A 17,278-nucleotide genomic window follows, 5' to 3' on the forward strand; every position below is an offset into this window, starting at 1 on the left:
CCGGATGTGTTGTTTGTCTGGGTTATGAACATAATGGCGAGAAAATCATCAATTCAGACAATTAATGGTTGAAAACATCAACAAAAAGGCGGGCCCGAAGGCCCGCCCAGAGAATTAAACGCCCGGCGATTATTTGTAGGCGGACTGGTGAACGCCGACTGCACGACCAGAAGGATCGTCCATCTTTTTGAACGACTCATCCCATTCGATGGCTTTCGCTGAAGAGCAGGCCACTGACGGGCCACCGGGTACACATTCGGCTGCGCTTGGCAGTGGGAACAACTCTTCGAAAATTTCGCGATACAGGTAGCCTTCCTTGGAGCTCGGCGTGTTGTACGGGAAACGGAAACGTGCGGTTTCGAGCTGTTGATCGCTGATCTGCTTGGCAGCGACTTCTTTCAAGGTGTCGATCCAGCTGTAGCCAACGCCGTCGGAGAACTGCTCTTTCTGGCGCCAGGCCACGCTGGCCGGCAGATAGGACTCAAAACATTCACGCAGGATATGTTTTTCCATTTTGCCATGGCCGCACATTTTGTCTTTCGGGTTGATGCGCATCGCCACATCGAGGAATTTTTTATCCAGGAAGGGCACGCGGGCTTCGACACCCCAGGCGGACATCGCCTTGTTGGCGCGCGCGCAGTCAAACATATGCAGGGCCAGTAGTTTGCGCACGGTTTCGTCGTGGAACTCACGAGCATCCGGTGCCTTATGGAAGTACAGGTAACCGCCGAACACTTCGTCCGCACCTTCACCAGACAGCACCATCTTGATGCCCATCGCCTTGATCTTGCGTGACATCAGGTACATCGGGGTGGAGGCGCGAATGGTGGTGACGTCATAGGTTTCGATGTGATAAATCACGTCGCGAATGGCGTCCAGGCCTTCCTGCACGGTGAAATGAATTTCGTGGTGTACGGTGCCCAGGTGGTTAGCCACTTCCTGCGCAGCGCGCAGATCCGGTGAACCTTCCAGGCCGACGGCGAAGGAGTGCAACTGCGGCCACCAGGCTTCGCTGCGCTCTTGATCTTCCACACGGCGTGCGGCGTACTTTTTGGTAATGGCGGAGATCACCGAAGAGTCCAGGCCGCCAGACAGCAGCACGCCGTACGGCACGTCAGACATCAGGTGGCTTTTCACCGAATCTTCCAATGCGTTTCGCAGGGCATTTGCGTCGGTGACGTTGTCTTTAACCGAATCGTAATCGAACCAGTCACGCTGGTAGTATTCGCGGATCTCACCGTCCTGGCTCCACAGGTAGCTGCCCGCCGGGAATTCTTTGATGGTACGGCAAACCGGCACCAGGGCTTTCATTTCAGAGGCCACATACAGGTTGCCGAATTCATCATGCCCCATGTACAGCGGGATAATGCCCAAATGGTCGCGGCCAATCAGGTAAGCGTCCTTCTCGGAGTCGTACAGGGCAAAGGCGAACATCCCCTGTAGATCGTCAAGGAAGTCGGTGCCTTTTTCCTGATACAGCGCCAGGATCACCTCGCAGTCGGAACCGGTTTGGAACTCATAGCGATCGCTAAGTTGTTGGCGCAGCGCCTGGTGGTTGTAAATTTCACCGTTAACCGCCAGAACGTGGGTGTGAGCAGCGTTGTACAGCGGTTGGGCGCCATTGTTGACGTCGACAATCGACAGGCGCTCATGCACCAGAATGGCTTTATCGCTGGCGTAAACGCCGGACCAGTCCGGGCCGCGATGGCGCATCAGACGGGACAGCTCAAGCGCTTTCTTACGCAGTTCAACGGGATCGGACTTCAGATCGAGCACACCGAAAATAGAACACATATACCGACTCTCCTAACGACTTTTTTAGACTGTGATGTTGCTTTGGTTGTTATAGGCAGCGTGGTCGGCTCATCAGCGATGGCGCGGTTTTGCTGCGTTGTGTTTATGAAAATGCGTCAAAAGCAGCAGGGGATGCAAGCGTTTTAGCGCTACGCCGAAAAATAGTTGTTTTGGATAGGTCGAATATTAGCGGATATTCAATTAATTGATATTTAAATTAACGAATGTGCAATTTTTTAATAAATAGATGAGTTGCCGGACAGTTTTTCCGGCAACTCATTGTTGCTTATCAGGCGGTCAACTGCCACAGGGTGAAGGCCGCATCCGGCGTCCAGCCTGTGTTAGAGGTGTGTGCCTGAAGACAGGTGTATTTCTTGCCTTTATAGATCACCACATCGCCGACCTTATAGCTGTGGCTGTTCTGCCACTCGCCAGCGCCAGGATCCGGAGGTGTGCTGCCGTCTGCGGTTTTCACTGCCAGCGCGCTGCTCGGCAGTGAGGTACTGCCCTGGTTATCGGTGGCGGTAACGAAGTAGCTGTATTGCGTTGCCGGAGTGAGGCCACTGTCTTGCAGCGACAGGCCGCCGGTCTGTCCGATAGCGCTACCGTTACGGTAAACTGTATATTGGCTCACCGGATTGACGCTGCTGGCAGCCGCCCAGTTCAATGTCAACGACGTTGCGGCGATCGCGGTGGCGTTCAGCGCCGTTGGTGCATCAGGCTTTCCCGGTGGTGGCGTGATCCCCCCCTGGATCAGCGCGGCATAGCGAGTTTTGAATTCCCAGTTATAAGCCACGCCGGCCTTGCTCCGGCCGTTGTCCCAGTTTACCGACCAGGTCATCAGGCCCTTGATCGACAAACCTTTGGCATCAAGACGGGTGAAGGCGTTATAAACCGCCATTTTGTCGACCACATAACCGGTGGCGGCAGCGTCATTGTTGGTTGGCAGACCGATAACGAATTTGGCGGCTGGGATTTTTGTATAGCCACGGGTGCCGGTAACCAGACTTTCGGTCAGGTAATACAGAAAATCTTCTTTCATGACGTCGTTATTCTGGGTGATCCAGGCCCCTTTGCCGCCATTGGCTTCATCAACCCAGATACCATCACCGCCCTGATTATAATATTGCGGTGCGATAAAGTCGTAATAGCCTTCGAGCGCGGTAATATAATCCAGGTAAGTACCGTTGGTGCGTAAATAAGGAAATTCTGGCGCCATGCTGACAATAAATTTTTTACCTTCGGCCGCATAGTGCGCTTTTACTTTTTTCAATGCAGCCGGTAAAACGGTTTTATTATTGGCTGCGCCAATGGCGGCCTGTTCCAGATCGATATCCAACCCATCGAAGCCGTAAGTTTCCACCAGGCGGATAATCTCATTGGCCAGCTTGTCTTCATCGCCGGTTTTTAATTCGATATGCGCGTCTGCGCCACCCAGTGAAATCAGTACTGCGCGGCCCTGGCTGTTGAGCACGCCAACCTGACGGCGGAACTCGGCATCGGACAGGTTGTAAGGCTTGAAGGTTGGGATGCCTTCGCCTTTCATAAAGGCCACGGCGACCACGTTATATTCAGCAGGAATGTCGGTCAGATTCATATTGGCGAATTGACCTTGCTGATAGCCGTCACTGGCACCGGCAGCCCAGTTGTGCCAAAAACCCATCATGATTTTTTTATTGGTCATATCCGGCATGATAGCGGCGTCATCTGCCAGTTGTGCATTGAGAATATTATTGGTGCTCATGGTAACCTCGTTATTTTAAGTAAGATTATTTCCGCACGACGTCAATATCAGTGATTGGCGGGCGTAAATATATAGTGCGCTTTTTTAACGAGGCTGGAGTGAAACCTTTTGTGGGCAATAATAAATTTAATTCAAGCTGATTAAATTAAAAGGTGGCCGTAATGGCCACTTCAGACTGATGACAAACCTCATTCCTGCCCAGAGCGAGTAGAGGCTGATAAATAAAAATCAGGAAAATCAATTTATTGATTTTCGGCTGTTCACCACAAAGCAGGAAAAACCACGCTTTTTCCTGCTTTGTCAGCAACCTAAGGTGGCCGTAATGGCCACCTCAGGGATTAGAACATATTGATATCGGCGACGGACGGGAAGATATAGCTCGGGCGGAACGGCATGGTTTCGACATCGTTCAGCGTAGAGACGCCGGACAGCACCAATACGGTTTCCAGACCGGCCTGGAAGCCCGCCAGGATATCGGTGCGCAGGTTGTCACCGACGATCACCGTTTCTTCCGAATGCCCCTGCATCTTGTTTAGTGCGGCGCGGATGATCCACGGGCTTGGCTTGCCAACGTAAAACGGTTTGCGGCCGGTGATTTTCTCTATGGGGGCGCACAGCGCACCGCAGGCCGGCACAAAACCATGGCCGTGGGTATCCGGGTTGGTAGCAATAAAGCGCGCGCCGTTATTCACGAAGTAGGCGGCCTTGTGCATCATGTCCCAGTTGTAGGAGCGTGTTTCGCCGACGATCACGAAATCCGGATTGATGTCGGTAATGGTGAAGCCGGCTTTATACAGTTCATGAATCAGCGCGCCTTCACCGACCACATAGGCTTTTTTGCCTTCCTGACGGCGCAGGAAATCGGCGGTGGCCATAGCTGAGGTATAAAACGCGCTTTCCGGCACTTCCAGTCCGGCGGCGGCGAAGCGGTTCGCCAGATCCTGCGCGGTCTGCGACGGATAGTTGGTCAGCACTACCAGCGGCATACCCTGTTCCTGAATGCGTGCCAGGAAAAGGTCGGCACCGGGAACCGGCGTGTTGTCATGCAGCAGCACGCCGTCGATATCACATATAACGTTCTTGATTGTCATTGTTGCTGTTTCTCATGATTGGCGGCAGGTAAAACGCGAAGATAGCACACCTGCCTGAAGCGGCGGATCAGCTTTCCAGCAATCGCTGCAATAGCACGCCGTTGAGCATCGCCCGCTTGGCCAGGGCGAAAGCGCCGATCGCCGAGCGATGATTGAGTTCGGAGGTGACCACCGGCAGATTTTTGCGGAAGTCCTTCAGCACCTGAGTATTGATGCAGCTTTGGATCGCCGGCAGCAGTACTTTTTCCGCCTCGGTAATTTCACCGGCGATCACCACTTTCTGCGGATTAAACAGGTTAATGGCGATTGCTACGGCTTTGCCGAGGTAGCGGCCGACGTGTTCGATCACTTCGCTGGCTAGCAGGTCACCGCGGTTGGCGGCCTTGCAGATGGCGGCGATGTTGCAATCGTCGAGGGTCATTTTGCTGGGGTAGCCCTGGGTCAGTAAGTGGCGTACACGGTGTTCAATAGCGGCGTTGGCGGCGACGGTTTCCAGACAGCCGAAGTTACCGCAGTGGCAGCGTTCGCCCAATGGGTCGATCTGAATATGACCTATCTCACCGACATTGCCGTTGTTGCCCAGGAAAATCTGGCCGTTGACGATAATGCCGGCGCCGGTGCCACGGTGCAGGCGCACCAGAATAGAGTCTTCGCAGTCGCGGGTGGCACCAAAGTAATGCTCTGCCAACGCCAGGCTGCGGATATCGTGGCCAACAAAGCTGGTAACGTTAAAACGTTGCTGCAGATTATCGACCAGCGCCCAGTTGTTGACGCTGATGTGTGGCATGTAACGCACTACGCCCAGCGCCGGATCAACCAGACCAGGCAGGATCACCGCGATGGCGATCAGCTCGCGCAGCTTGCGCTGGTAGTTTTCGATAAACTGGGCAATGGCGATAAACAGCGCGTTTTCCAGTGTCTCCTGGGTGCGTTCCGGCAATGGGTAGTGTTCTTCGCCGAGCGATTTACCGCTCATGTCGTACAGGGTGATGGTCGCGTCGTGACGACCGAGACGCACGGCCACGGTGTGGAAATGCCGGGTTTCGGAGACAATGGAAATGGCGCGGCGGCCGCCGGTGGAGGCTTGCTGATCGACTTCTTTGATCAACCCGCGCTCCAACAGCTGGCGAGTAATTTTAGTGACGCTGGCGGGCGCTAGCTGGCTCAGTTCGGCTATTTGAATGCGTGAAATCGGACCCTGTTGGTCGATCAGGCGGTAAACCGCTGCGCCGTTGAGTTGCTTGACTAAGTCAACGTTCCCTATCTGTGCCTGTCCGCCAGTACTCATCAATAATTTTACTCTCTGTCTACCCTTCATACTTCAAGTCACAGGGTTGTTGGCCGCCTTTACTCACTCAAATCACATACCCGCGTATGCTCATTGAGGTTCGTTCAGTTGCCGCCTACCTGCGACTCGAATTATTTTGGGTACATATGTTAGTTAAACCTCGTTACCGTTAACGAGTGTTTTGGTGATTTTAAAATCACGGGTAAAGGCGGTTAGGTTCGCCACTTTACCGGGCTCGATAGTGCCTAAACGGTGGTCCACGCCGATAGCACGCGCCGGATACAGCGTCGCCATGCGCAGTGCTTCGTCCAATGCAATACCGACGTGCTCAACGCTGTTCTTTAACGCGTCAATCATGGTCAGTGCTGAGCCGCTCAGGGTACCGTTTTCGTCCACGCACAGCCCATTACGATAGTATATTGTTTTACCGGCAAAAATAAATTGGTCGATATCGGCACCTGCCGGCGCGGTGGCGTCGGTGACCAGCACCAATTTATCACCTTTCATGCGCTTGGCGTTACGGATACTCGCCCAGGCCACGTGATGGCCGTCGGCGATAATGCCGGTATAGACCTCAGGCGTGTCGAAAATTGCCCCCATCAGCCCAGGTTCACGTCCGGTGATATACGGCATGGCGTTATACAGGTGAGTGGCGAAGGTGATACCGGCGGCAAAACCGATACGGGCCTGATCGTAAGTGGCGTTCGAGTGACCGGCGGACACCACAATGCCTGCTTCGGTCAATTGCTTGATAAAGTGCGGCTCCACCATTTCCGGCGCCAGCGTGACCTTGGTGATCACATCGGCATTGGCGCACAGATAGTCGATCATCTCGCTGGTTGGTTTGCGGATAAACGCCGGGTTATGGGTGCCTTTTTTGAGCGGGCTAAGGTACGGCCCTTCCAGATGCAGGCCAAGCGCCTGATTAGGGTGTTTTTTCAGATAAGCGCGCATCACTTCGATGCTGTGCTTCATAAATTCGTCGCTGCTGGTGATCAGCGTTGGCAGATAGCTGGTACAGCCGGATTTTTCGTTGGCACGCTGCATAATTTCCAGCGTCTGTTCCGAAATGGCCTCCAGCGAGTCGTTAAATTGCACGCCGCCACAGCCGTTAAGCTGCACGTCGATCAAACCGGGGGCCAGGATAGCGCCACCCAGATCGCGCGTTTCAATGCCGGCCGGCAGTTCAGCCAGCGGGCAGACTCGTTCAATCAGCCCATCAGCGATAATAACTGCGTGGTCGTCAAGTACGTCGTGGCCGGTATAAATACGGCCGTGGGTTAAAGCGAACATCGTAGCCCCCTGCAAGAATTAAAGACTCTTAACGCTTTCCGCTTCTAACTCGCGGAAATATTTAACGGTTTTGACTTTCAGTTCCATGGTGGATGGCTCATCGCATACCACAACGGCCTTGGCATGCAACTGCAGGCAACTGATGGTCCACATGTGGTTGATATTGCCTTCCACTGCGGCTTCCAGCGCCTGTGCCTTGGCATGGCCGGTCACCAGAATCATCACTTCTTCTGCGTCAAGCAGCGTGCCCACGCCCACGGTCAGGGCAAATTTAGGCACAAGGCTGACATCACCGCCGAAGAAGCGGGAGTTGGCGATGCGGGTATCTTCGGTCAGGGTCTTGATGCGAGTACGGGATGCCAGCGATGAAGCCGGTTCGTTAAACGCGATATGACCGTCGATGCCAACGCCACCCATGAACAGGTTGATTTTGCCGTAGGATTTGATTTTCGCTTCGTACTGGCGGCACTCGGCGTCAACGTCCGGTGCATTACCATTCAGCAGGTTGATATTTTCACTTGGGATATCAACGTGATCAAAGAAATTACGGTACATGAAGGTATGATAGCTTTCCGGGTGTTCCTGCGGCAGGCCAACGTATTCGTCCATGTTGAAAGTCACCACATGCTTAAAGCTTACTTCACCTGCTTTGTGCATCGCAATCAGATGTTTGTAGGCTTCCAGCGGGGTACCGCCGGTAGGCAGGCCGAGCACAAACGGACGCTCCGCAGTAGGCTTGAATGCGTTGATGCGCTGGACGATATGGCGGGCGGCCCATTTGCCGACTTGTGCAGTATCTTTCAGTGGGATAAGTCTCATCTAACACCTCTTGGGGTAAGTAAACTAAAGCTATACTGATTCGAGCCTGAACGAGAGTCTTAAGCCTAACCCAGCTTTATGATTCTCACGTGATGCTTCAGGTTCAATGATTTTTTTAATGATAAAATAAGTTTTGTGTGATGGCTAGCAATGTGGCAGCTTAAGACTGCTTTTTGGTGATTTAAATCACAAAAAAGGAGGTTTTAATTTGCGATACGAAATAATTTTTTTACACTCCACGTGTTGTCGTTCGTCCAGAGTTAATCGCAGTGTGTGATGGCGCTTGCGTAAAATATGATAAAGCTCATAAAAGGGCATTAGGGGGAATATTAAGGTGAACATACTCGGCTTTTTCCAAAGATTGGGCAGGTCGTTGCAACTGCCAATCGCAGTACTGCCCGTTGCGGCGCTTTTGCTACGCTTCGGTCAGCCTGACTTATTGAATATTTCATTCATCGCGCAGGCCGGTGGATCAATCTTCGATAACCTGGCGTTAATCTTTGCTATCGGTGTGGCGGCAACCTGGTCGAAAGACAATGCCGGTTCAGCCGCATTGGCGGGCGCGGTGGGTTACTTCATCCTGACCAAGGCGATGGTCACCATTAACCCGGCGATCAATATGGGTGTGCTGGCGGGTATCATTACCGGCCTGGTGGGCGGTGCGGTCTATAACCGCTGGTCCGGCATCAAGCTGCCCGAGTTCCTCTCCTTCTTCGGCGGTAAGCGTTTTGTCCCTATCGCTACTGGCTTTTTCTGTTTAATCCTTGCTGCCATCTTTGGTTATATCTGGCCACCGGTACAAAATGCGATCCACGCAGGCGGTGAATGGATTGTTTCGATGGGCGCTATCGGTTCCGGTATTTTCGGCTTCGTTAACCGTCTGCTGATCCCGACCGGTCTGCATCAGGTTCTGAACACCATTGCCTGGTTCCAGATTGGTGAGTTTACCAACGCTGCCGGTACCATCTTCCACGGCGACATCAACCGCTTTTATGCGGGTGACGGTACTGCCGGGATGTTCATGTCCGGCTTCTTCCCGATCATGATGTTCGGTTTGCCGGGTGCGGCATTAGCGATGTACTTCGCTGCGCCGAAAGAACGTCGCCCAATGGTTGGCGGTATGCTGCTGTCCGTTGCCCTGACCGCATTCCTGACCGGTGTGACCGAGCCGCTTGAATTCCTGTTCATGTTCCTGGCTCCGCTGCTGTATCTGGTCCATGCCATTTTGACCGGTATCAGCCTGTTTGTAGCCACCTTGCTGGGCATTCACGCCGGGTTCTCCTTCTCTGCAGGTGCCATCGACTATGTGTTGATGTACAACTTGCCGGCTGCCAGCAAGAATGTCTGGATGCTTGTTCTGATGGGCCTGGTCGCCTTCGCGGTGTACTTCGTCCTGTTCTCTATCATTATCCGCGCATTCAACCTGAAAACCCCGGGTCGTGAAGATGCGTCCGACGATGTCGTCGCACCGGAAGCCAACAGCAATACTGATGAAGGCCTGCGTGCACTGTCTCGCAGCTATATTGGTGCCATCGGGGGTTCTGACAACCTGACTGGCATTGATGCCTGTATCACCCGTTTGCGTCTGACCGTTAAAGATTCTTCCAAAGTGCTGGATGCCAGCTGTAAACGCCTGGGTGCATCAGGCGTGGTGAAACTGAACAAACAAACCGTTCAGGTTATCGTGGGTTCCAAAGCCGAAGCCATTGCTGACGGCATGCGTGCGGTGATTGCTACCGGCCCGGTGCCTGCGGCAGAAATGGCGCCGGCTCCTGGTGTGACTACAGTTAAATCGCAGGCAGTGCCTAATGCGCCGAAGGTGGCCTTCGAGTCGCTGGTGGCCCCGGTGACCGGTGAAGTCGTGGCCCTGGATCAGGTTCCTGACGAAGCCTTTGCCAGCAAAGCGGTAGGCGACGGCCTGGCGATCCGCCCGACCGACAAAACCGTAGTAGCGCCGGCAGATGGCACCATCGTGAAAATCTTCAACACCAACCATGCTTTCTGTCTGGAAACCGACAAGGGCGCGGAGATTGTGGTGCACATGGGGATCGACACCGTTGCACTGGAAGGCCAGGGCTTCAAACGCTTGGTAGAAGAGGGTGCTGAGGTGAAAGCCGGCCAGCCAATCCTTGAATTGGATCTGGAGTTCCTGAACGCCAATGCCCGCTCGATGATAAGCCCGGTAGTGGTCAGCAACTCTGACGATTACGCCGGTCTGACGGCGCTGGCGACCGGTTCTGTGGTCGCCGGCCAGACCAAACTGTTCGAGATCCAGAAATAAACCGTTTTACCTGAGTAGTACCCAGGGTGTTTAACGAGTCATGACGGAACGCACCCTACCTTTGGCGGGAAGAGAGCAATCTCTTCCCGCTTTTTTATGGGCAGCGGTTGTCCGGTAAGGGGGCCTTGACCTGTTGTGGTGCGATGCTCCGCATTTTTCGTGAAACAAACGGTTGTTTCCGGGCGTGGCTTGTTGGAACATAGGCGGTTATGAGTAGCGCTTTGCATTGAGGAATAGTGAAATGAGTGAGGCTGAAGCCCGCCCAACCAATTTTATCCGTCAGATCGTTGATGAAGATCTGGCGTCCGGGAAACACAAGTCAGTCCATACCCGTTTTCCGCCGGAGCCAAATGGCTATCTGCATATCGGCCATGCGAAATCCATCTGCCTGAATTTCGGCATCGCTCGAGATTACCAGGGCCAATGCAACCTGCGTTTTGATGACACCAACCCGGTGAAAGAAGACATCGAGTTCGTTGAATCAATCAAACATGACGTCGAGTGGCTGGGCTTTGAGTGGAGCGGCAACGTTCGTTACTCCTCTGATTACTTCGATCAACTGCACAACTATGCGGTGGAGCTGATCAACAAGGGCCTGGCTTACGTCGACGAACTGTCGCCTGAGCAAATCCGTGAATATCGCGGTAGCCTGACTGCACCGGGTAAAGACAGCCCGTACCGTGGCCGCAGCGTGGAAGAGAACCTGGCGCTGTTTGAAAAAATGCGCAACGGCGAATTCGCCGAAGGGACCGCTTGCCTGCGTGCCAAGATTGACATGGCTTCCTCGTTTATCGTGATGCGCGATCCGGTGTTGTACCGTATCAAATTTGCAGAACATCACCAGACCGGCAACAAATGGTGCATCTACCCGATGTACGATTTCACCCACTGCATTTCCGATGCGCTGGAAGGGATCACCCATTCGCTGTGTACGCTGGAGTTCCAGGACAACCGCCGTCTGTATGACTGGGTGCTGGATAACATCACCATCCCTTGTCATCCGCGTCAGTATGAGTTCTCGCGTCTGAATCTTGAGTACGCCATCATGTCGAAGCGCAAGCTGAACCTGTTGGTGACCGAGAAAATCGTTGAGGGCTGGGATGATCCGCGTATGCCGACCGTTTCCGGTCTGCGTCGCCGTGGTTATACCGCTGCGTCAATCCGCGAATTCTGCCAGCGTATCGGCGTGACCAAGCAGGATAACAACGTCGAAATGATGGCGCTTGAGGCCTGTATTCGTGAAGAGTTGAACGAGAACGCACCGCGTGCGATGGCGGTGCTGGATCCGGTGAAGGTGGTCATTGAAAACCTGACCACCGGCGTGGAAATGGTAAGCATGCCTAACCACCCGAGCAAGCCGGAAATGGGCAGCCGTGAAGTGCCATTCAGCCGTGATATTTATATTGATCGCGCTGATTTCCGTGAAGAAGCCAACAAGCAGTACAAACGCCTGGTGCTGGGTAAAGAAGTTCGCTTGCGCAATGCCTACGTGATCAAGGCGGAACGCATTGAGAAAGACGCTGAAGGTGAAATCACCACTATTTTCTGCAGCTACGATCCAGAGACCTTGAGCAAGGATCCTGCCGATGGCCGCAAGGTGAAAGGCGTGATCCACTGGGTGTCTGCCGAGCATGCGTTGCCGGCGGAAATTCGCGTGTATGACCGTCTGTTCAGCGTGCCAAACCCGGCGGCGGCAGAGGACTTCCTCACCACCATTAACCCGGAGTCACTGGTTATCAAGCACGGCTTTGTTGAGCCGAGCCTGGCGGCCGCGCAGCCTGAAAAAGCCTTCCAGTTCGAACGTGAAGGTTATTTCTGCGCTGACAGCCGTGACTCTTCGGCCGAGCACCTGGTGTTTAACCGCACCGTGGGCCTGCGCGATACCTGGGCTAAAATTGGCGCCTGAGTGCTGATCAAAAGCTAATGTGATAAGGCGCAACTTCGGTTGCGCTTTTTTTATGCCTGTCAGCCTCGTTTTCTCCCCGCGACTACTTTTAATTCCCCAATCTATTTTTAAATTTTAATCTGGTGGTTGTATCAGCAATTTCTTGATAAAAATCAGCAGTCATATAACATTACCTTATATATTCGTGATGCGAATTAATGTCATTTAGAGAGCGCTCTCATGTTTTTTCTTTTGGCTGACTTTTTTGCTTGGGCTGAAACCATTAATCGTCTCTGATTGACCTGGTATTGGAATTTATTCTGATTTAATTGAATTTTTTATTCGACACCCTCTTTGCATAGCCACGTAACATAATCTCATCGATATGTGCTCTTTGTCATACTTTGACAAATCTCTCTCATAATTCATTTGATAATTCGCGTCGCGAAAAATAGTCTGTCTGTAGCAATAAGTGCTGTGGGATTTTAACCCGTCAGCAACATTTTTTACCCGATTGGGTTTTTATTAGCGGTCGTGCAGGGCAGTGGTGAACACGGGCGACTGCAACTTTTAAAGTTAAGTCAAAGAGGAATTTCATTATGGGTACGCACGGTGCTCAGCGTAAAACGCTGGCGCTCGCAGTCGCGGGTGCGCTGTTGGGAACAGGGTTTGCCATGGCCCCTGAGGCGAAAGCCGCAGGATTTATCGATGATTCCACGATGACCGGCGGCGTGTATTACTGGCAGCGTGAACGTGACCGTAAAGATCTTAATCCGACCAGTGACGATTACAACAAATACACCACCAACCTGTCACATTCGACCGCCAACCTGAGTCTGGATTTCGCCTCGGGCTATGCCTGGGACATGTTCGGTGTGGATGTGGGGGCCTTTACCGCCATTGAGCTGGCCGAATCCAGCGCCAGCGGCCACCCGAATGAAATCGCGTTCTCCTCCAAAAACCGTACCTATGATGAAGACTATTCCGGCGATAAAGGTGGCATCAGCCTGTACAAAGCCGCCGGTAAATTCAAATATGGCCCCGTCTGGGCTCGCGCCGGTTACATCCAACCAAGCGGGCAAACGCTGCTGGCGCCACACTGGAGCTTTATGCCTGGCACCTATCAGGGGGCGGAGGCAGGTGCCAAGTTTGACTACGGTGATGCCGGTGCGTTGAGCTTCTCCTACATGTGGACCAATAAGTACAAGGCTCCATGGCATATCGAGATGGATGACTTCCGCCAGAATGACAAAAAAACCGGCGTCTCCTATCTGCACTCTTTGGGTGCCAAGTATGACTTCAAAAATGATTTGGTACTGGAAGCGGCCTTCGGTCAGGCCCAGGGCTATGTGAACCAGTACTTCACCAAGGCATCTTACAAGTTTGATCTGGTGGGCAACCCGCTGACTACCAGCTATCAATTCTACGGTACCGAAGACCGTATCAGCGACAAGAACGACCCGAACAGCATTTACGACGGCCTGGCTTGGCTGCAGGCGTTGACCTTCGGCTACACCACCGGTCAGTTCAACTGGCGTCTGGAAGGTACCATGGTCAAGGCTGAGGGTAACCAGGGGTACTTCCTGCAACGCATGACCCCAACCTACGCCTCCTCTAACGGTCGTCTCGACGTCTGGTGGGATAACCGTTCCGACTTCAACGCCAACGGCGAAAAAGCGGTTTACGCCGGGGTGATGTACGATCTCAGCAACTGGAACCTGCCGGGTATGGCAGTGGGCGGTTCTTATGTTTATGCCTGGGATGCCAAGCCAAGCACCAACCCAATGTATGACCAGAGCCAGCGTCTCAAAGAGAGCGCCTGGAGCCTGGACGCGCTGTACACCATTCAGGAAGGTCGCGCCAAAGGCACCTTGCTGAAACTGCACTACACCCAGTATGACAATCACACCAATATCCCAAGCTGGGGTGGCGGTTACGGCAACATCTTCCAGGATGAGAAAGACGTCAAATTCATGGTTATCGCACCATTCACCATCTTCTGATGCGTTCCCCGGCGGCAACGCCGGGGACAGCGTTTTTGACACTTAACGGGAAAGTTTTGATGAAAAAAATCATGCTGATGTTAGCCGCCGTGGTCACGCTGAGTGCCTGTGTGCCGCCGGCCGCACCGCCGGAAGACGCCAAACTGAAACAGGCCTACAGCGCCTGCATTAATACCGCTGAAGGCTCACCGGAAAAACTGCAGTCGTGCCAGGCGGTATTGAACGTGCTGAAAAAAGAGAAGCAGCACCAGCAGTTTGCCGAAAAAGAAACGGTGCGGGTGATGGATTATCAAAACTGCATTCAGGCGGTTCACAGTGGTAACGGCCAGGCTTATGACGCCAAGTGCGGCAAAATTTGGCAAGAGATCCGCGATAACAATAATTAAGGATGATGTTAAAAATGAACAAATTCAAATTGAGTACGCTTGCCGCATTAACGGCAACCGTTGGATTATTTGGCAGCGTGGGGAATGCGCTGGCCAATCAGCCGCTGGTGGATCAACTGAGCCAGTTAAAATTGAATTTGAAAATGGTGGATAACCGGGCTGCCGACAGCGGCCTGGATTGCGGAAAACTGGGAGCCGATTGGGCGGCCTGCAATAAGGTATTGATCAGCCTGACCAACGATCATCAGGAGATCAACGGCCACGACTGGGCGATTTATTTCCACAGCGCCCGTCAGACCATGAGGGTGGACAACGATCAATTTAAAATAACCCACCTGACCGGTGATCTGTACAAACTGGAGCCTACCGATAAATTTACCGGCTTCCCGGCAGGTAAAACGGTTGAGATCCCGATTATTGCCGAATATTGGCAACTGTTTAAAACCGACTTCGTACCACGTTGGTACGCCACCTCGGGCGATGCCAAGCCAAAAATTCTGCTTAATACCGATACCGAAGATCTCAGTCAGTTTGTGACCCCCTTTAGTGGCGATCAATGGAAGCGCATCGAGGGCGACAACAATATCCTGATGACTCCGACCTCCCGCTTTACCAAAAACGCCGAGTTGAAAACCTTGCCTGCCGCCTCTTTGCGCGGGCAGATCGTGCCGACGCCGTTACAAGTGAAAGTGCATCCACAAGATGTGAGTCTGAGCAACGGTGTGGCGCTGGAGTTGAGTGCGCTGGCCAAACCGGCCGCGGACGCAGCCACCCAACGTTTTGCACTGTTGGGCATCACCCATAACGCGGCGGGCTACCCGATCAAAACCGATATTCAGCCGGGTAAATTTAAAGGTGAACTGGCAGTGTCGGGAGCCTATGAGCTGAAAATTGGCAATAAGGAAGCGCGGGTGATTGGCTTCGATCAGGCAGGGGTGTTCTATGGCCTGCAATCTATTCTGTCGCTGGTTCCGACCGACGGCAGCGCTAAAATCGCCACCCTCGACGCCAAGGATGCACCACGTTTCCAGTACCGCGGCATATTCCTCGACGTGGCGCGCAACTTCCATCAGAAAGATGCGGTACTGCGCCTGCTCGATCAGATGGCAGCTTATAAGCTCAATAAATTCCACTTCCATCTGAGCGATGACGAAGGCTGGCGCATTGCCATCCCAGGCTTGCCTGAACTGACTGAAGTCGGGGGGCGGCGTTGCCATGACCTGAGCGAAACTACCTGCCTGCTGCCACAGTACGGGCAGGGGCCAGAGGTGTATGGCGGCTTCTTCTCGCGTCAGGACTATATCGAGATCATTAAATACGCCCAGGCGCGCCAGATTGAAGTGATCCCGGAAATCGATATGCCGGCACATGCCCGTGCCGCCGTGGTTTCGATGGAGGCGCGCTATAAAAAGCTGCATGCCGCCGGTAAAGAACAGCAGGCCAATGAGTTCCGCCTGGTGGATCCGACCGATACTTCCAATACCACCTCGGTGCAGTACTTCAATCGTCAAAGTTACCTTAACCCTTGTCTGGATTCGTCCAGGCGCTTTGTTGACAAGGTGATGGGTGAGATTGCCCAGATGCACAAAGAGGCCGGGCAGCCGCTGCGCACCTGGCACTTTGGCGGCGACGAAGCGAAAAACATTCGCCTGGGGGCTGGCTATACCGACCAGACCAAGCCGGAAGCAGGAAAAGGCATCATCGATCAGAGCAAAGAAGACAAGCCTTGGGCGAAATCCCAGGTGTGCCAAAAGATGATCAAAGACGGCAAAGTCGCCGATATGGAACATCTGCCAAGCTACTTTGGCGTGGAAGTCAGTCAACTGGTGAAGGCGCAGGGCATCGACAGGATGCAGGCCTGGCAGGACGGCCTGAAAGATGCGAAAAACGCCAAGGCTTTCGCCACTCCACGTGTTGGGGTGAACTTCTGGGATACGCTGTATTGGGGCGGTTTTGATAGCGCCAACGACTGGGCCAACAAAGGCTATGAAGTGATCCTTTCCAACCCGGATTACCTCTATATGGATTTCCCCTATGAGGTGAACCCGGACGAGCGTGGTTATTACTGGGGTACCCGTTTCAGCGACGAGCAGAAAATGTTCAGCTTTGCCCCGAACAACCTGCCGCAGAACGCCGAAACCTCGGTTGATCGCGATGGCAATCACTTTACCGCCAAGAGCGACAAGCCATGGCCGGGCGCTTACGGTATTTCTGCCCAGATGTGGAGCGAAACTCAGCGCACTGACGATCAAATGGAATATATGATCTTCCCGCGTTCACTGTCGGTGGCCGAGCGCGCATGGCACCGGGCGGGTTGGGAGCAGAATTATAAGGCGGGGCGTGAATATAAAGGTGGTGAAACCCACTTTATCGACAGCAAAAAACTGAACCGCGACTGGTTGCGCTTTGCCAATATTCTTGGCCAGCGTGAATTGGCAAAACTGGACAAGGGTGGCGTGAGTTATCGGCTGCCGGTGCCGGGTGCCCGCGTAGCCGGTGGCAAGCTGGAGGCTAATATCTCGTTGCCGGGTCTGGGCATTGAGTATTCCACCGATGGCGGCAAGCAATGGCAGCGTTACGATGCCAGGGCCAAGCCAGCGGTCAGCGGTGAGGTGCTGATCCGTGCGGTCAGCCCGGACGGCAAGCGTTATAGCCGCACCGAGAAAGTGTAACTCCTGAACCACGGCCCGTCTG

The 17,278-nt window shown here is 53.5% G+C and carries 11 protein-coding genes; 5 read left to right on the forward strand and 6 right to left on the reverse strand.

The features are described from left to right. Positions 1 to 129: 129 nt before the first annotated feature. The 6 genes from asnB to nagB form a co-directional block, all read right to left on the reverse strand. Positions 130 to 1,794: an asparagine synthase B gene (asnB, locus tag ACUTSU_RS05100; RefSeq protein ID WP_445649804.1), complete on the reverse strand. Its 1,665-nt coding sequence runs from the start codon at positions 1,792 to 1,794 to the stop codon at positions 130 to 132. A 289-nt stretch (positions 1,795 to 2,083) separates the two neighbouring features. Further along, on the reverse strand, positions 2,084 to 3,538 hold the full coding sequence (locus ACUTSU_RS05105) for a carbohydrate-binding protein (RefSeq protein WP_445653836.1): 1,455 nt from the start codon (positions 3,536 to 3,538) through the stop codon (positions 2,084 to 2,086). A 338-nt stretch (positions 3,539 to 3,876) separates the two neighbouring features. After that, positions 3,877 to 4,629: an HAD-IIA family hydrolase gene (locus tag ACUTSU_RS05110; RefSeq protein ID WP_445653837.1), complete on the reverse strand. Its 753-nt coding sequence runs from the start codon at positions 4,627 to 4,629 to the stop codon at positions 3,877 to 3,879. Between the two features lie 67 nt (positions 4,630 to 4,696). After that, positions 4,697 to 5,917 (reverse strand): DNA-binding transcriptional regulator NagC, encoded by a 1,221-nt coding sequence (gene nagC / locus ACUTSU_RS05115; protein ID WP_445649806.1) that lies wholly within the window; start codon positions 5,915 to 5,917, stop codon positions 4,697 to 4,699. A gap of 153 nt (positions 5,918 to 6,070) precedes the next feature. After that, positions 6,071 to 7,210, reverse strand: a complete 1,140-nt coding sequence (gene nagA, locus ACUTSU_RS05120) for an N-acetylglucosamine-6-phosphate deacetylase (RefSeq protein WP_445649807.1) — start codon at positions 7,208 to 7,210, stop codon at positions 6,071 to 6,073. 18 nt (positions 7,211 to 7,228) lie between these two features. Further along, the gene (gene nagB, locus ACUTSU_RS05125) at positions 7,229 to 8,029 is read right to left on the reverse strand and encodes a glucosamine-6-phosphate deaminase (RefSeq protein ID WP_012005664.1); all 801 of its coding nucleotides are present in this window, start codon (positions 8,027 to 8,029) and stop codon (positions 7,229 to 7,231) included. Positions 8,030 to 8,363: 334 nt separating this feature from the next. Here nagB and nagE point away from each other — a divergent pair, with 334 nt between their 5' ends. The 5 genes from nagE to ACUTSU_RS05150 all read left to right on the forward strand — a co-directional run bounded on the left by nagE (position 8,364) and on the right by ACUTSU_RS05150 (position 17,256). Continuing rightward, positions 8,364 to 10,310, forward strand: a complete 1,947-nt coding sequence (gene nagE, locus ACUTSU_RS05130) for a PTS N-acetyl glucosamine transporter subunit IIABC (RefSeq protein ID WP_445649808.1) — start codon at positions 8,364 to 8,366, stop codon at positions 10,308 to 10,310. 241 nt (positions 10,311 to 10,551) lie between these two features. Further along, positions 10,552 to 12,216 carry a glutamine--tRNA ligase gene (gene glnS / locus ACUTSU_RS05135; RefSeq protein WP_445649809.1) on the forward strand — a complete coding sequence of 555 codons (1,665 nt, stop codon included), beginning with the start codon at positions 10,552 to 10,554 and terminating at the stop codon, positions 12,214 to 12,216. Positions 12,217 to 12,794: 578 nt separating this feature from the next. Continuing rightward, positions 12,795 to 14,198 carry a chitoporin ChiP gene (gene chiP / locus ACUTSU_RS05140; RefSeq protein WP_445649810.1) on the forward strand — a complete coding sequence of 468 codons (1,404 nt, stop codon included), beginning with the start codon at positions 12,795 to 12,797 and terminating at the stop codon, positions 14,196 to 14,198. Between the two features lie 59 nt (positions 14,199 to 14,257). Continuing rightward, on the forward strand, positions 14,258 to 14,584 hold the full coding sequence (gene chiQ, locus ACUTSU_RS05145; RefSeq protein ID WP_445649811.1) for a ChiQ/YbfN family lipoprotein: 327 nt from the start codon (positions 14,258 to 14,260) through the stop codon (positions 14,582 to 14,584). 14 nt (positions 14,585 to 14,598) lie between these two features. Then, a complete protein-coding gene (locus ACUTSU_RS05150) occupies positions 14,599 to 17,256 on the forward strand; it encodes a beta-N-acetylhexosaminidase (protein WP_445649812.1) in 2,658 nt (885 codons plus the stop codon). Positions 17,257 to 17,278: the final 22 nt, after the last annotated feature.

This window comes from Serratia sp. NA_13 (assembly GCF_052691735.1).

What these genes read in the sequence shown, in the direction of transcription:
- chiQ (WP_445649811.1), top strand. Translation starts at nt 14,258, where the DNA reads ATGAAAAAAATCATGCTGATGTTAGCCGCCGTGGTCACGCTGAGTGCC.
- ACUTSU_RS05150 (WP_445649812.1), top strand. Translation starts at nt 14,599, where the DNA reads ATGAACAAATTCAAATTGAGTACGCTTGCCGCATTAACGGCAACCGTT.
- ACUTSU_RS05110 (WP_445653837.1), bottom strand. Translation starts at nt 4,629, where the DNA reads ATGACAATCAAGAACGTTATATGTGATATCGACGGCGTGCTGCTGCAT.
- nagB (WP_012005664.1), bottom strand. Translation starts at nt 8,029, where the DNA reads ATGAGACTTATCCCACTGAAAGATACTGCACAAGTCGGCAAATGGGCC.
- asnB (WP_445649804.1), bottom strand. Translation starts at nt 1,794, where the DNA reads ATGTGTTCTATTTTCGGTGTGCTCGATCTGAAGTCCGATCCCGTTGAA.
- nagA (WP_445649807.1), bottom strand. Translation starts at nt 7,210, where the DNA reads ATGTTCGCTTTAACCCACGGCCGTATTTATACCGGCCACGACGTACTT.
- glnS (WP_445649809.1), top strand. Translation starts at nt 10,552, where the DNA reads ATGAGTGAGGCTGAAGCCCGCCCAACCAATTTTATCCGTCAGATCGTT.
- ACUTSU_RS05105 (WP_445653836.1), bottom strand. Translation starts at nt 3,538, where the DNA reads ATGAGCACCAATAATATTCTCAATGCACAACTGGCAGATGACGCCGCT.
- nagC (WP_445649806.1), bottom strand. Translation starts at nt 5,917, where the DNA reads ATGAGTACTGGCGGACAGGCACAGATAGGGAACGTTGACTTAGTCAAG.
- chiP (WP_445649810.1), top strand. Translation starts at nt 12,795, where the DNA reads ATGGGTACGCACGGTGCTCAGCGTAAAACGCTGGCGCTCGCAGTCGCG.